This window comes from Sphingopyxis sp. DBS4 (genome assembly GCF_024628865.1).
Taxonomy (GTDB): Bacteria; Pseudomonadota; Alphaproteobacteria; order Sphingomonadales; family Sphingomonadaceae; genus Sphingopyxis.
The window spans coordinates 1,820,192-1,834,852 of the sequence record NZ_CP102384.1; the positions used below are offsets into that span (position 1 = coordinate 1,820,192).

The following is a 14,661-nucleotide window of genomic DNA, read 5'->3' on the forward strand; positions in this document are numbered from 1 at the left end:
CATTGCCCTGCGGCGCGCGCCGCCGCGCACCCTTATGTAGCGATTGTGAAATTTTTCCACTCGATTAAGCTGACGTCCCGCGGGCGCAAGCCCCGCATTCTGGAACGATCGGCATCGTGGCGACCGAATTCAACTGCACCTTGTCCGATGGCAATGCCGGCTTGCAGGCGATGATGGACGGCGCGGAGGCCTTTCTCGCGGACAATGCCATTCCCGATCGGACCGCCGCCCGGGTCCTGATCGCGCTGGACGAGATCGTCAGCAATATCTTCGCCCATGGCGTCCGCGAGGGCGAGCCGACCGTCGCGGTCGGCCTGCGCATCGCGGAGGGGCGGATCGCGGGCGAGATCGTCGACGACGGCATCGCCTTCGATCCGCTCGCCGCCCCGCCGCCCGACACCGGGCTGTCGCTCGAAGATCGGCCGATCGGCGGGCTCGGCCTTCATATCGTCCGCGAAACGATGGACGAAATCCGCTATGATCGCGATCACGGACAGAACCGTCTACGATTCCATAAGATGTTCGCGCTAAAGGATTCGGACTAGGGACCGCGGCGCCGCCTGTGGGGGCACGGCGCCAAGGGGGAAGCTGCATGTTCACATCGTCGCGCAAATTCGTGCCCGATCCGGCGGCGCCCGCGCCTTTGCTCGCGGTCTGCCGCGACGCGGCGCTGGGACTTTGCGTCCGGGCGCTCGGCGCCTGCGCACCGGGAAGCGTCATCGAACGCTTCGAGGGCGACATCGGCCCGCGCGTTTCGCAGCACAGCCTGCAGGTGCGACCGGGGTCGCACATCGCGGGGACGCGGCATATCGGCTATCTGTCGCACGCCTGCGACCCCAACTGCCGCCTCGACATGGCGCGCTTCGAGCTGGTGGCGCTGCGCATGATCGCGGCGGGCGAACTGTTGTCGATCGACTATGCGGCGACCGAGGACCGGCTCTATGCGCAATTCGCCTGCGCCTGCGGCGCGCCCGATTGCCGGCGCTGGATCACCGGGCGTGACGAGCCGATCAGTGCGGCGGGCGTTCGCTATCTGGCGGGACTGCGCGGCGCCGTCGCTCCCGTCTGACGAGGTCAAGCGATGACGGCCCCTTGGTGGCAACGCGACGACCTTCGCCATGATGCCGACCGGCTGATCTTCGCCGGCCGCGACGTCGCGACGCTCGCCGCGGCCGCGGAAGGCCCGCTCTATCTCTATTCCGCCGCGCGTATCCGCTCCAATCTGGCGCGCCTGCACGCCGCGCTCGCCGAAACCGGCCGCCCGCACCGCCTCTATTATGCAATGAAGGCCAACCGCCACCCGCCCCTCCTCGCAATGCTGGCCGCAACCGGCGCGTGCGGCATCGATATCTGTTCGCCACGCGAACTGGAGCGCGCGCTGGCCTGCGGCTTCACCGCCGACCGGATCAGCTTCACCGGCACCGGCGTCGCACGCCGCGATCTCGATACGCTCCTCGCCCACGACGACCTCGTCATCAATTGCGATTCGATCGGCATGATTCGCCGGATCGGCGAACGCGAGCCCGGCCGCGCGATCGGCCTTCGCGTCAATCCGGCGCGCGGAGTCGGCTATGGCGACAGCGAGCGCCTGACCTATGCCGGGGCGCGGACGACCAAGTTCGGGATCTACCGCGAACAATGGGCGGAGGCGCTGGCCGCCGCGCGAGCGCACGATCTTCGCGTCACCAGCCTGCATTTCCATGTCGGCTGCGGCTATCTCGACGAACAGCTCGCCGAGTGGGAAGCGGCGCTGGAAGCGGGCCTCGCTTTCCTCGCCGACCTCCCCGACGTGCGCGTCGTCAATATCGGCGGCGGCCTGGGCGTGCCGCACCGCGCATCGGACAAGCCGCTCGATCTTGCGAAATGGGCGGCGCTGCTGCGGCGCCATTTCGCCGGTCGCGCGGTCGAGATCGCGGTCGAGCCCGGCGATTATCTGGTCAAGGACGCCGGAATGCTCCTGCTCGGCGTCACCAATGTCGAGCGCAAGCGGGACACGCTGTTCGTCAGCGTCGACGGCGGTTTCAACCTGCACCCCGAACCGGCCTTCTATGACCTCCCGTGCGAGCCCGTGGCCTGCGTTCCGCGCGCCTTAGACCCCGTGTCGTTCGAGCGCTGCACCGTGGCCGGCAACATCAACGAGGCGCTTGACCTCTGGGCCGAGGACGCGCTGCTACCCCCGCTCGAAGAGGGCGACGTCATCGCCCTGCTCAATGCCGGCGGCTATGGCGCCGCGATGAGTTCGGATCATTGTATGCGCGGCGTCTTTCGCGAAATTCTGCTCGACTGAGAGAAGATCAGAAATCGAACTGGGTGCGCAGGCCGAAGGCGTCGGCCGAATAGTCGCGGTCGCCCGTCACCGTACCGGTCGCGGCATTGTCGAACATCAGATGCCCGTAATTGGCCGTCAGGCGGACATAGGAAATCGGCGCCCATACCAGCGAGACGCCCAGCGTGCGCTGGCGCCCGCCGACGATCCCCGCGTCGTTGAGGTCGAGATGGTCGTAACGTGCGTTGATCTCGATCGCGCCGGGGCCACCCTCGGTGATCGGGCGCTTCGGCGACAGTCGGTCGAAGGCGCCGTCCTTGTAGCCGCGCGCATCGCCGCGTGTCAGGACATAGCCGACCTCGGCATAGCCGCCAAAGAAGGTCGGGTTTGCAAAGCCGGGACGGCTTGCCTTTTGCCAATAGGCTTCGCTCGCGACGTGGAAGGGCCCGTTGATCAGCGCAGCCTCCAATCCGAGCCCGCGTTCGCGCGACACGGCAAAGACGCCGGTATCGACGAGGCGGGCATCGGTCGTATGGACGAACGGACGCGGCGCATAACGCACCCCGTTCGGCCCGTCGTTGAGCTTGCGCCAATGCGCCGATCCGGCGAGGTGGAGCTGCGTGTCGCCGAATTTGGGCATCCACACCGCGCGGCCGTCGAGGCTGAAGCTGTTGTTGGTATCGCTGAGCAGGTCGTTGGCATTGTCACCGAATATCCCGCCCTGAAGCAGCAAGGCCTTGCCCTTATACTGCCCCGACAGGCCGACGCGGCGCTTGAAATTGAACGCCTGGGTAAAGGCGGCGCGCTCGGTAAAGCTGTTGAACAGATCGCTCGTCAGTTCGTCGAGCGACCAGAAGGGCTTGATCTGACCCGCGGTCACCGAAAAGGGACCGGGGCCATAGGTCAGATAGACATCGGCCAGTTCGACGCCGCTGTTCGCGATGTCGGCCTCGGCACGATAGGCGAACCCGCCCGGAATCTTGCCGTCGAACCCCAGATAGATGCGGCGGAACTCGGTGCCGACGCCGCCGCGCGCGCCGGTCACGCCCGCCGGTGCATCGATGCTCGCGACATCGACCTGCATCCGCCCGCGCGGCTTGAAGCTCCAGCCATCGGCGGTCCTGATCTCGGGCGCCCCTTTCCAGACGATTTCGGTCGCGGGCCTCGCGGTCACCGCCGGCACGGCAGGCGCTGGTGTCGTCACGGGCGCGGGTGCCGGTTGCCCGGTCGCAGCGTCGAGCCGCGACTCGAGCGTCTGCACCTGCGCCTTCAGCGCTTCGATCTGCGCACGCAGGTCGGCGGCTTCCTCGGCGGTCATCGCCTGCGCATGCGCCGCCTGCGGCAGGATGAACATCGTCGTCGCCAGAAAAGAGGCGGTCAGAAGGTGGCGCATCGGGGAATTGCTCCGCTGTGATAGGTGACAATCTCGCGGCGCTCCTATGACCGCTGCATGACAGTTGCACGTCATTTCGATGACATTTCGGTTACCGAATAGCTTTTCATTCGCCCCTTGCCTGCCCGCGACGAACGGCTAAGGACGTGCCAGCTTTCTGGCCAGTTTTTGCGGGCAACCTTTCGGCGCCCCTTTCAGGAGATCATCATGACGATCAAATTTGACGGACGTGTTGCCATCGTGACCGGCGCGGGCGGCGGGCTCGGCCGCGCCTATGCGCTCGAACTGGCGCGCCGCGGCGCGAAGGTCGTGGTCAACGACCTCGGCGGCGCGCGCGACGGCACCGGCCATTCGGACGCCGCGCTCCAGGTCGTCGAGGAAATCCGCGCCGCGGGCGGCATCGCCATGTCGAACGGCGGCAGCGTCACCGAATATGACCATATGGCCGAAATGGTCGCCAAGGCGAAGGCCGAGTGGGGCAGCGTCGACATTTTGATCAACAACGCCGGCATCCTGCGCGACAAGAGCTTCGCGAAGATGGAGCCCGCCGACTTCGACCTCGTCGTCCAGGTCCACCTGCTCGGCAGCGCCAACGTCACCAAAGCAGCGTGGGACATCATGCGCGAGCAGGCCTATGGCCGCATCCTGATGACCGCCTCGTCGACCGGCCTCTACGGCAATTTCGGCCAGGCCAATTACGGGGCGGCGAAGCTGGGCCTCGCCGGCCTCACCAAGACGCTCCATCTCGAAGGCGCGAAATACAACATCCGCTGCAACACGATCGCGCCGGTCGCGGGCACGCGCATGACCGAAGACATCTTCCCGCCCGAACTGTTCGAGAAGTTCACGCCGGAGAATGTCGTCCCCGCCGCGCTCTATCTGGTCAGCGAGGACGCGCCGACGAACATGATCGTCGGCGCCGGCGCCGGCGCCTTCCACGCCGCCTATGTCACCATGACCCCCGGCGTCGCGCTGCCCGAGGGCGAGCGTACCCCCGAAGGCGTCGCCGCCGCATGGGACAAGATCATCGACCGAAATGGCGAGACTGTTCCGCAATCGGGCGCCGAGCAGTCGATGGCGGTGATGAAGGCATTGCAAGCCCTGGGCTGAGCCTGATACCCCATCCTTCCGAAGGGGGCGCCGGGGCGGCGCCCCCCGGAAGCGGGGGGACAATATGGCCGAAATGAGCCTTGCCGACGGCATCGATCTGCTTCAGCGGCGCGCGAAGATCGTCAAATTTCTGCTGGCCGGGGGATTCGTCGTGATTGCCGCGGTCCTCATGGGGCAGATCGCCGAGCTTCTGGGATATGTTTCGCTCGATGAAAGCGTCGAACTGACCGGAGCATCGGGGCTCTACGCCATCGTCGGGATGGCCGACGGCGTGCTCACGCTTGTCACGATCGTCTTTTTCTCCATGTGGATATATCGCGCGGCCGCCAATGTCGTCGCCGCCAACGTCGCTGGCTTCGCCTACACGCCCGGATGGGCGGTGGGCTGGTATTTCATTCCCTTCGCCAACCTGTTCAAACCCTTTTCGGCGATGCGCCAGATCTGGAACGCGAGCCATGGCGAACAAGGCGAACGGCTGGATTACGCAGAGGGCCTGCTCGCATTATGGTGGGGTTGCTGGATAGTCTCCAACATCGCCTCCAACATATCCTTCCGCATGACCTTCAACCCGTCTTCGGCGGAATCCCTCCTCATGGGACAACAGGTGGGCCTCGTCGCATCGGCGGTCAGCCTGGTGCTCTACCCCGCCGCCTACCGGCTGGTGGACCGGATCACCGAAGCGCAGCGCGCGCAGCTCAACGCCGCCCATATTTTTGCGTGACATATCGTATTGCAACACTAATACAGTTTTGCTAAAAAGCCGCTTGGGGCAAGGGGATCGATCCAGAAAGGGACGACCCCGATGTATAGTGAAAGCGACCTGCAAGCCGCGGTCGATGCGAAGGTGTTGACGCCGGAGGCCGCGCAGGCCTTTCGGTCGCATATCGCATCGGTGCGCGAAGCTCCCGGAGCGGACGAGGAATCCTTCCGCCTCATCACCGGTTTCAACGACATCTTCGTCAGCATCGCCGCGGTAATCCTGCTCGTCGCGGTCGGCTGGATCGGCGAATCGATCCACCCCGCACTCGCCGGCGCTTTCGTTGCCGCATCGGCGTGGGGTCTCGCCGAATATTTCACGCGCAAACGCCGTATGGCGCTGCCGAGCATCGTCCTCGTCCTCGCCTTTTCGGCGGGGGTCTGCGCAACGATGATCGGCTTCCTGTTCAAGCATGGCGAGGACATCTTCGGCCCGCGGCTCGGCGATACGACCGCGGCTATCCTCTTCGGCTCCATCGCCGCGGTGACGGCTGTCGCGACATGGTTCCACTGGAAGCGCTTCATGGTGCCGATCACCGTCGCCGCCGGAACCGCGGCCCTCGCCGCGACCGCGGTGGCGCTCGTGCTGGCCGCCACCGGCGTGCCCGGCCCCGACGGCACACTGCCGATGATCCTCGTGCTGATCGCCGGCCTCGGCGTCTTCACGCTCGCCATGTGGTGGGACCGCAGCGACCGCGTGCGCCAGACGCGCCGCAGCGACGTCGCCTTCTGGCTTCACCTGCTCGCCGCGCCGATGATTGCTCACCCGGCCTTTCACCTGCTGGGCGTGACGCGCGGCGACGATATCGGCAGCGGCGCGGCGGTGCTCGTCATCGGCATCTATATCCTGTTCGGGCTGATCGCGCTCGCGATCGACCGCCGCGCGCTGCTCGTCTCGGCGCTCGCCTATGTGCTGTTCGCGATGACGCAGCTTTTCCGCACTTTCGGCGCGGTCGAACTCAACGTCGCGCTGACGGCGTTCGTGATCGGGTCGGCGCTGCTGCTGCTTTCCGCCTTCTGGCAGAATGCCCGGGCCGCGGTGGTCGGCCTGCTCCCCGACAATCTGGCGAGCCAGCTGCCGGCGACGATCCGTTCGATCAGTCCCCGACCAGCTTCATAAGCTTGCGCTCGACGGGGGCGAGCACGCCTGCAAGCTCGTCCCCGCGCTTCAATATCGCCCCGGCTTCGGAGACAAGGGCCCACATGCCCTGCCGGCTCCGCAAGGCGGGGCGTTTTTCTATGCGATATTCGGGCCGCTCGGCGGCGCGGCGAAAGGCGGAGAAAATCGCGGCATCGCGGTGGAAATCCATCGCATAGTCGCGCCAATGCCCCGCGGCGACCATACGGCCATAGAGGTCGAGGATGCGCATCAATTCGGTGCGCTCGAAGCCGGTTTGCTGCGGTGCCGCCCGATTGCCGAACGGCAGAGGCGTCACCGTTCCCATCAGGCGCTTTTCCGACTCCCCTTGCGCTGCGGCGCGTCGGCTTCCCCTTTGAGCGCATCGCGCTCGGCGACCAGCATCGCGATCTGCTTCTGCATCTGCTCGAGCTGGCATTGCAGCAGTTCGAGTTTCTGCGTCGCGGGATCGAAGGTCTCGCAGCACGGCGTGCCATAGGGGACGAATTCGCGCGCATATTCGCTTGCGTCGAGCAGGGTTGAGCGCGCCGGGATGCCGACCATCACCGCGCCTTCGGGCACATCCTTGGTCACCACCGCATTGGCGCCGACGCGCGCCCGCGCATGGACGGTGACGGGGCCGAGAATCTGCGCGCCCGACCCGACGATCACATCGTCGCACAGCGTCGGGTGGCGCTTGCCGCCGATGCCGTTGGCGGGATCGGTGCCGCCCAGCGTCACGTCCTGATAGATGGAGACATTGTCGCCGATCTCGGCGGTCTCGCCGATCACCACGCCAAAGCCGTGATCGATGAACAGATGACGTCCGATCGTCGCGCCCGGATGGATGTCGATCCCGGTCAGCCAGCGCGACAGATGATTGACGAAGCGCGCAAGGAAGAACAGGTCCGCCTCGAACAGCCAGTGCGCGATGCGGTGCATCCCGACCGCGAGCAGCCCCGGATAGAGCAGGATTTCCCAGCGCGTCCGCGGCGCGGGATCGCGCGCCTTGATCGAATCCAGATAGGCGATCAGCCCGTTGAACATGCGTCTGTCCCCTGCGACCCTATTTCTGTACCGCGCAAGATAGATGTTCAGCGGCGGCATTTCCACCCCCGCGCGTGCTTTTGTCGCTCAGCGCCCGAAAAGGCCGATCCGCAGCAGCCGCAATTCCTCGCTCCGCCAGCGCCGTTCGCCATCGCGCGCGGCGATCGCGGCGGCCCAGCGGTCGAGCATCAGCAGGGCCTTTTTCCCCCGAAAAGACGCGCGCGACGGGATCGGCTGGTCGCGGGCATCGGCGAAGAGTTGCCGCGCCTCCGCTTCGCCTTGCTGAAGCCCGGCGCCCCAGAGCAATCCCCAGCGCGCCCCGCCAGCGCCGCCCGAAAGGGAGAACAAGGCTTCACCGAACCCCGCCGCCGCGTCGCGCCGTTCCGTTTCGTTTTCGGCAAGCAGCATTGCCTCGGCAGCATCGACAAGCGCATCGAGCCCACTCTGCCCGCCCCATGCCGCCTGCAATTCGGCAAGCAGCGGCTCGCCCTTCGGCAGCATCGCGGGATCGCTGGCGAGCAGCGCCATCATGTCGCGCCACCAGGCGAGCTTGATCTGCCCGATCATCGGCTCGCGCGCATCGCCGAGCAGCTTGGTCAATCGCTCGGCGAGCGCCCACAGCGCCGTGATCGCGGGCCGCCGGTCGCGCGGTACCGCCACCATAACGCGCGGGTCGCGGATGTCGGGGCACCGGAGGGTTTCGGAAGCGGCGTTCTCCATAATCGGGCCGCTACCACTACACCGTCGTCATTGCGAGCGAAGCGAAGCAATCCAGAGCGGTTTACGCACACTCTGGATTGCTTCGTCGCTTCGCTCCTCGCAATGACGAGGATATTTATGTCCGATTGCACACCGCCTTCACCGCCGCGATCACCCGCGGTGTGTCGACCAGAGCCGCCTTTTCGAGATTGTCGGCATAGGGCAGCGGCACATCCTCGTTGCAGACGCGCACCACCGGGGCGTCGAGATCGTCGAAGCCCTGCTCCATCGCGACCATCGCGAGCTCGCTGGCGATCGAACAGGTCGGCCAGCCCTCCTCGACGACGACGAGGCGATTGGTCTTCTTGAGGCTGGCGAGCACCGTCGCGATGTCGAGCGGACGGATCGTGCGCAGGTCGATGACCTCGGCCTCGATCCCCTCGCCCGCCAGCGCATCAGCGGCTTCGAGCGCGAGCCCGACGCCGATCGAATAGCTGACGATCGTCACGTCCTTGCCTTCGCGCATCACCCGTGCCTTGCCGATCGGCAGGACATAGTCGGCGACGTCGGGAACGTCGAAGCTGCGGCCATAGAGGAGTTCGTTTTCGAGGAAGACGACCGGATCCTCGCTGCGGATCGCGGCCTTGAGCAGGCCCTTGGCATCGGCAGCGTCATAGGGCGCGATCACGATCAGGCCGGGGACGCTCGCATACCAGGGGGCGTAATTCTGGCTGTGCTGCGCCGCGACACGCGACGCGGCGCCATTCGGCCCCCGGAACACGATCGGGCAGCGCATCTGGCCGCCCGACATATAATTGGTCTTCGCGGCCGAGTTGATGATGTGATCGATCGCCTGCATCGCGAAATTGAAGGTCATAAACTCGATGATCGGCTTGAGCCCGCCCATCGCCGCACCGGTGCCGAGCCCGGCGAAGCCATATTCGGTGATCGGCGTGTCGATGACACGGCGCGCGCCGAATTCGTCGAGCAGCCCCTGCGTCACCTTGTAGGCACCCTGATATTCGGCGACCTCCTCGCCCATCACGAAGATGCGGTCGTCGGCGCGCATCTCTTCCGCCATCGCATCGCGAAGCGCCTCGCGGACGGTGAGCTTCACCGTCGCCGTACCCTCGGGAATCGACGGATCGGCGGCGCGCACGGCGGGCGCGGGCGCCTTGACCGTCGCCCCAGCGGAAGCTGGGGCCGCTGGCGTCGGCTCGCTCTCGTTGGCGGCCCCAGCTTCCGCTGGGGCGACGGTCTTGGCGGGCGCAGGCGCAGGCGCCGCCTCTTCCCCCTCGCCCGCGATCGTCGCGATCACGGTGCCGACCTTCACATTGTCGGTGCCTTCGGGAACCAGGATCGACGCGATCGTGCCTTCGTCGATCGCTTCATATTCCATCGTCGCCTTGTCAGTCTCGATCTCCGCCAAAATGTCGCCCGACTTGACCGTGTCGCCTTCCTTGACGAGCCACTTGGCGAGCGTGCCCTCTTCCATCGTCGGCGATAGCGCCGGCATCTTCAGTTCGATCGCCATCTCAATATTGCTCCACCAGCACGTCGGTATAAAGTTCGTGAAGTTCGGGTTCGGGCGCGCTTTCGGCGAAGTCGGCCGCGTCGCTCACGATCTGGCGGATTTCCTTGTCGATATCCTTGACCTTGTCCTCCGTGATCCCGGCGTCGAGCATCAGCTTCTTGAGATGCTCGATCGCGTCGCTCTTGTCGCGCACCGCCTGCACTTCCTCGCGGCTGCGATATTTGGCGGGGTCGGACATCGAGTGGCCGCGATAGCGATAGGTCTTGAGTTCGAGCAGGATCGGCCCCTTGCCCGCGCGCACCCATTCGAGCGCCGCTTCGGCCGCGCCGCGCACCGCGAGCACGTCCATGCCGTCGACCTGCATGCCGGGAATGCGGAAGCTTTCGCCGCGGCGATAGAGCTGATCTTCGGCGCTGCTGCGGTTGACCGAGGTGCCCATGGCGTACTGGTTGTTCTCGATCACGAAGATGATCGGCAGCTTCCAGAGCTCGGCCATGTTGAAGCTCTCGTACACCTGGCCCTGGTTCGCGGCGCCGTCGCCAAAATAGGCCATGGCGACGCCGCCGTCGCCGCGATATTTGTGCGCGAAGGCGAGGCCGGTGCCGAGCGACACCTGCGCGCCGACGATGCCGTGACCGCCATAGAATTTATGCTCGACGCTGAACATGTGCATCGAGCCGCCCTTGCCGCGCGAAATGCCCGCGGCGCGACCGGTGAGTTCGGCCATGATCACCTTGGGGTCGATGCCGTAGGCGAGCATGTGACCGTGGTCGCGATAGCCGGTGATGACGCTGTCCTTGTCGCCGTCGAGCGCCGACTGGAGCCCGACCGCGACCGCTTCCTGGCCGATATAGAGGTGGCAGAAACCGCCGATCAGGCCAAGGCCGTAAAGCTGCCCCGCCTTCTCCTCGAAGCGGCGGATAAGCAGCATTTCGCGATAGAATTTCTCAAGCTCTTCGGGCGTCGCCTGATAGGGAGCGGGCTCGCTCGGCTGCTCGCGGTTGGTGGCGGGCGCTGGGGTGGAAGCGGATTTTTTCGGCGCGGCAGTCTTACGCGCAGGTTCTTTGGCCAAGGCGGATTTCCTCTTGCGGTTAGCCGTTACGGCAAGGCCCCCTATAGGAGAGCGACGGCCCGCTTGGCAACGCCCGCTTGGCGGGCACAGGGCCCGGCGTTACGTATGCATTTTTTGCAATCAGGGAGTGGAGAAGAAGGGGCGTCCTACCCTTCAGACCATGGGCCCTGAAACAGGTCCAGGGTGACGAATGTTTCAGGGGCCAGCTTACGGCTTCTCGTTACCGTCCATCGGAATGGCGATCTCATCGGGGTGCATGACCCCCAGCTTCTCGCGGACATATTCGTCGGCCAGGTCGGGGTCGACGCGGCGCCGGTCGAGCAGGTTGACCCGATTCTGAAGCTCGCTCTGCTTCTTGGCGAGCTGGTTCAGCACGATGCGCTTCTTCTCGACCGACTGGCTGTAGTCGCCCCAGGCATAAAGCCCCGTCGGCCCGAAGATCGCATAGCCGATCATCGCCAGCACCGCGATCAGCGCCACCGCGGGACCAATGGCCCGATTCATCGATTTGCGGAATTTGTGGCGCTGCGTCATTTCGGCCCTTGAATCAGAGTTGATTCGCGGCGTCAAGGCATCAAACTCCATTGGGAGGAAAATGCGCTCCCGTCCGTCTCAATGCGCCAGCATCACCGGCATGTCAGCCGCAGCGAGCAGATGCCGCGTCGTCCCGCCCAGCAACCATTCGACCACCGCCGGATAGCGATAGGCGCCGGCCACCAGCAGGTCGGCGCCGACGTCATGCGCTTCGCGCATGAGCTGCGCGCCCAAATTCGCATGGTCAGGCGCCACAACGTGCAGCGCGGCCTCCGTTCCGGCTTCGGCCAGCAGCCGCGTCAGCCCGCGCACGGCATCGTCGCGCGCACCGATGCGGATGCCGGTGATCCGATCGGCATGCCGTAGCCACGGACCGGCACCCTCGATCGCATGGCGCGCGACCTCGCTGTCGCTGAGGCCCACGGCGATATGCGCGAAAGCCGTGCGCTCGCCGCCGCGCCAGCCCGGCGGCACGATCAGCACCGGCTTGCCGCTGCGAAAGATCGCGGCATGAAAGGCGTCGGCGCTGTCGAGATTGGCCTCGCGCACCAGCACGAGGATGATCACGTCGGCCGCCTTCGCTTCCTCGCAGAGCAGCGCCGCCTCGGCCCCGACCAGTGCCTTCCATCGCACCGGCGGCGTGCCCTCGGCCGCGCCGGTATTCCAGGCCAGAAAAGCCGAGCGGACGGCCTGCGCGCGTTCCTGCGCAGTGCCTTCCCGGCGTTCGCGAAGGAGCTGGATGTCGATTTCCTCGGGCGCGACGACCAGATGTTCGGGATCGACGACGACATGCAGCGCCTCGATGCTGGCGCCACCCAGCGACCGCGCCGCGACGACGGCGGCGTCGAGGCAGGCGGGGGCGCTCGCGGCGCCGGTCAATATGGCGAGCAGCCGCATGTCAGCCTCGCATTCCGTGCAGCGCCGACGATCCCGCATATCCGGCCCAGACCGCCAGCAGGCACAGCAGGACCGAAAGCAGGACGTTCGCCGCCGCCCGCACCGGTTCGCCGGATTGCAGCAGCGCGAGCGTTTGCAGGCTGAAGGAGGAAAAGGTCGTATAGCCGCCGCACAAACCGACCAGGATGAAGAGGCGCACGTCGGGCGGCACCGTCAGGCGCCCGCCGGGTTCGGTCAGCGCCGCGAACAGGCCGATCGCGAACGATCCGGTGACATTGATGACGATCGTGCCCCAGGGCATGGCCTCGCCAAGGCGCGCCGTGATCAGCAGGTTGATCCAGTAGCGCAGCAGCGTGCCCGTGGCGCCGCCCGCGGCAAGCCAGAGCGCGGTCACCACCGCACCTGTCCCGCCGGCTTTCGTTGCAAAATCATCATGTCCCATCTCCTCGTGCGGGAGAAGGACGAACGCCTACCCGCGCACCATGGCGCAAGGCAGGAGTCATCAGCCGGAATGGCGGTTATCGGGGAACTCCATCCCCATCGGCGGCTGTTATAGCGCCAATCGGCGGCGATGACAACGAGCTGGGACAACGCGCGAACACGCCGCTGCGGGAGCCTCTCAAACGGGTCGCAGGAAAACCAGCCGGAAATCGCCGCGCTCCACGTCGGCGAGCGTGAACTGGAAGAAATTCAACTGTCCCCCGACGGGATGGTCGAATCCCCGCGCGCCGCCCTCGTGCGCCAGGATCGCCTGCCGCTCCCATAACGACGCGAACTCCGCGCTGTCGGCCCGCAGTCGCTCGACGACGGCGCGCACGCGCGGATCGGCCAGCGACCGTCCGTAATCGTGGCGGAACTCCGACAAAAGGCGCTCGGCGCGCGCGTGCCAGTCGGGAAGCAGGTCGCGCGCTGCGGGATGGAGGAACATGTAGTGGAGCAGGTTCGGATGCGCCTCCCCATCGAACAGGCCGGTGAACAAGGTGTGCGCCGCCGCGTTGGCGCAGCATACATACCAAGCAGGATCGAGGCCATAGGCGGGCCAGGGCAGCGCCTCGACCGCCGCGGCCAGCGCAGGCGGCGCGGCCTCCACGGGCGCGGCGACGGGCAGGTCGGGATCGCGCCGGTTGGCGAGCGCGAACATGTAATCGCGCTCGGCGCGCGACAGGCGCAGCGCGACGGCGAGGCGGGCCAGCGTCGCTGCCGAAGCACGGACGTCGCGCCCCTGCTCGATCCACGCCACCCATGTCGTCCCGATCCCGGCCAAGTCGGCCAGTTCCTCGCGGCGCAGGCCCGGCGTGCGGCGGCGGCGGAGCGGCCCCGCCGGCGCCATCGATTCGCGCCGGGCGCGCACGAAGGCGCCGAGCAGTGCGCGTTGTTCGTCCGTCTGCATGGATCAATTTATAACAGGATAATTATCTCTATTGTAACAGGGTAATTTGTGGCGATCATCGCGGAGAAACCTTTGGAGGCAACACGCATGACCGCCCACCACGATCAGATCGTCCAGGATCAATTCGGCCCCACCGCCAACGCCTATGTCGCCAGCAGCGTCCACGCGGCGGGCGCCGACCTGGTCCGCATCGGCGAGCGCGCGGCGAGCGCGCGTCCCCGCCGCGCGCTCGACCTGGGCGCGGGCGGCGGCCATGTCGCCTATGCGCTGGCACCCCATGCCGCAGAGGTGATTGCGTGCGACCTCTCGCCCGACATGCTGACCGCGGTCACCGCCGAAGCCGGCCGGCGCGGCCTCGGCAATATCGCGGTCGCGGCAGCGGCGGCCGAGGCCCTGCCCTTCGCCGACGGCAGCTTCGATTTCCTCGCCTGCCGCTTTTCGACCCACCATTGGCGCGATGCCGACGCCGGACTGCGCGAGGCGCGGCGCGTTCTGGCCGATGGCGCGCCGGCCATTTTCGCCGACGTCGTCGCCCCCGGCGGCGCGGCGCTCGACACCCATTTGCAGGCGGTTGAGGTGCTGCGCGATCCTTCGCACGTCCGCGATTATGCCGTCGCGGAATGGACTGCCATGCTCGCGCGCGCCGGTTTCTCGATCCGGGCCCTGACGCGGTCGCGGCTGCGCATGGATTTCGCCGGTTGGACCGCAAGAATGCGGACCCCGCCGGTGCAGGCGGACGCCATCCGCGCGCTCCAGCAGGCCGCGAGCCGCGATGTCACGGCGCATTATGCGATCGAGCGCGACGGCTCCTTCACGATCGACGTGGCGCTGTTCGAGGCCGAATAG

At 66.4% G+C, this 14,661-nt stretch carries 17 protein-coding genes and 1 riboswitch; of the genes, 7 read left to right on the forward strand and 10 right to left on the reverse strand.

Annotated elements, in window-relative coordinates:
* The first annotated feature begins 116 nt into the window (after nucleotides 1-116).
* From NP825_RS08530 to NP825_RS08540, 3 genes are read left to right on the forward strand one after another with little or no spacing between them, the layout of a single operon-like run.
* Nucleotides 117-545, forward strand: coding sequence for an ATP-binding protein (locus NP825_RS08530; protein ID WP_257550377.1), 429 nt, complete (start codon nucleotides 117-119; stop codon nucleotides 543-545).
* 47 nt (nucleotides 546-592) lie between these two features.
* Complete coding sequence (locus NP825_RS08535) at nucleotides 593-1,069, forward strand: SET domain-containing protein-lysine N-methyltransferase (RefSeq protein WP_257550379.1); 477 nt, start codon at nucleotides 593-595, stop codon at nucleotides 1,067-1,069.
* A 12-nt stretch (nucleotides 1,070-1,081) separates the two neighbouring features.
* A complete protein-coding gene (locus NP825_RS08540; protein WP_257550381.1) occupies nucleotides 1,082-2,287 on the forward strand; it encodes a diaminopimelate decarboxylase in 1,206 nt (401 codons plus the stop codon).
* 7 nt (nucleotides 2,288-2,294) lie between these two features.
* On the opposite strand, the gene NP825_RS08545 is transcribed toward NP825_RS08540, so the two are convergent.
* Nucleotides 2,295-3,659, reverse strand: a complete 1,365-nt coding sequence (locus NP825_RS08545) for an OprO/OprP family phosphate-selective porin (protein ID WP_257550383.1) — start codon at nucleotides 3,657-3,659, stop codon at nucleotides 2,295-2,297.
* 207 nt (nucleotides 3,660-3,866) lie between these two features.
* On the opposite strand from NP825_RS08545, the gene NP825_RS08550 reads away from it, so the two are divergent.
* The 3 genes from NP825_RS08550 (at nucleotide 3,867) to NP825_RS08560 (ending at nucleotide 6,645) form a co-directional block, all read left to right on the forward strand.
* Nucleotides 3,867-4,769 carry an SDR family oxidoreductase gene (locus NP825_RS08550; RefSeq protein WP_257550384.1) on the forward strand — a complete coding sequence of 301 codons (903 nt, stop codon included), beginning with the start codon at nucleotides 3,867-3,869 and terminating at the stop codon, nucleotides 4,767-4,769.
* 64 nt (nucleotides 4,770-4,833) lie between these two features.
* Nucleotides 4,834-5,490 carry a DUF4328 domain-containing protein gene (locus NP825_RS08555; protein ID WP_257550385.1) on the forward strand — a complete coding sequence of 219 codons (657 nt, stop codon included), beginning with the start codon at nucleotides 4,834-4,836 and terminating at the stop codon, nucleotides 5,488-5,490.
* Between the two features lie 81 nt (nucleotides 5,491-5,571).
* Nucleotides 5,572-6,645, forward strand: a complete 1,074-nt coding sequence (locus NP825_RS08560) for a hypothetical protein (RefSeq protein WP_257550386.1) — start codon at nucleotides 5,572-5,574, stop codon at nucleotides 6,643-6,645.
* Here NP825_RS08560 and NP825_RS08565 read toward each other — a convergent pair.
* From NP825_RS08565 to NP825_RS08605, 9 genes are all read right to left on the reverse strand, one after another.
* Nucleotides 6,623-6,970, reverse strand: a complete 348-nt coding sequence (locus tag NP825_RS08565) for a DUF2794 domain-containing protein (protein ID WP_257550387.1) — start codon at nucleotides 6,968-6,970, stop codon at nucleotides 6,623-6,625. The two genes, NP825_RS08560 and NP825_RS08565, sit on opposite strands and share 23 nt — an antisense overlap.
* On the reverse strand, nucleotides 6,970-7,689 hold the full coding sequence (gene cysE / locus NP825_RS08570; protein WP_257550388.1) for a serine O-acetyltransferase: 720 nt from the start codon (nucleotides 7,687-7,689) through the stop codon (nucleotides 6,970-6,972). The genes NP825_RS08565 and cysE overlap by 1 nt, the downstream gene beginning before the upstream one ends.
* Before the next feature lie 87 nt (nucleotides 7,690-7,776).
* Nucleotides 7,777-8,409 (reverse strand): hypothetical protein, encoded by a 633-nt coding sequence (locus NP825_RS08575; protein ID WP_257550389.1) that lies wholly within the window; start codon nucleotides 8,407-8,409, stop codon nucleotides 7,777-7,779.
* 115 nt (nucleotides 8,410-8,524) lie between these two features.
* Nucleotides 8,525-9,922 (reverse strand): pyruvate dehydrogenase complex E1 component subunit beta, encoded by a 1,398-nt coding sequence (locus tag NP825_RS08580; protein WP_257550390.1) that lies wholly within the window; start codon nucleotides 9,920-9,922, stop codon nucleotides 8,525-8,527.
* Between the two features lies 1 nt (nucleotide 9,923).
* Nucleotides 9,924-10,994, reverse strand: a complete 1,071-nt coding sequence (gene pdhA, locus NP825_RS08585; protein ID WP_257550391.1) for a pyruvate dehydrogenase (acetyl-transferring) E1 component subunit alpha — start codon at nucleotides 10,992-10,994, stop codon at nucleotides 9,924-9,926.
* 207 nt (nucleotides 10,995-11,201) lie between these two features.
* The gene (locus NP825_RS08590) at nucleotides 11,202-11,528 is read right to left on the reverse strand and encodes a septum formation initiator family protein (protein WP_257550392.1); all 327 of its coding nucleotides are present in this window, start codon (nucleotides 11,526-11,528) and stop codon (nucleotides 11,202-11,204) included.
* A 78-nt stretch (nucleotides 11,529-11,606) separates the two neighbouring features.
* Nucleotides 11,607-12,425 carry a universal stress protein gene (locus NP825_RS08595; protein WP_257550393.1) on the reverse strand — a complete coding sequence of 273 codons (819 nt, stop codon included), beginning with the start codon at nucleotides 12,423-12,425 and terminating at the stop codon, nucleotides 11,607-11,609.
* Nucleotide 12,426: 1 nt separating this feature from the next.
* Complete coding sequence (gene crcB, locus NP825_RS08600; RefSeq protein ID WP_257550394.1) at nucleotides 12,427-12,867, reverse strand: fluoride efflux transporter CrcB; 441 nt, start codon at nucleotides 12,865-12,867, stop codon at nucleotides 12,427-12,429.
* A 44-nt stretch (nucleotides 12,868-12,911) separates the two neighbouring features.
* Nucleotides 12,912-12,973, reverse strand: a riboswitch (Fluoride riboswitch).
* Between the two features lie 71 nt (nucleotides 12,974-13,044).
* Entirely contained in the window at nucleotides 13,045-13,815 is a 771-nt protein-coding gene (locus NP825_RS08605; RefSeq protein ID WP_257550395.1) for a helix-turn-helix transcriptional regulator, read from the reverse strand.
* An 87-nt stretch (nucleotides 13,816-13,902) separates the two neighbouring features.
* Between NP825_RS08605 and NP825_RS08610 the strand changes: the two genes are divergently transcribed.
* A complete protein-coding gene (locus NP825_RS08610; protein ID WP_257550396.1) occupies nucleotides 13,903-14,661 on the forward strand; it encodes a class I SAM-dependent methyltransferase in 759 nt (252 codons plus the stop codon).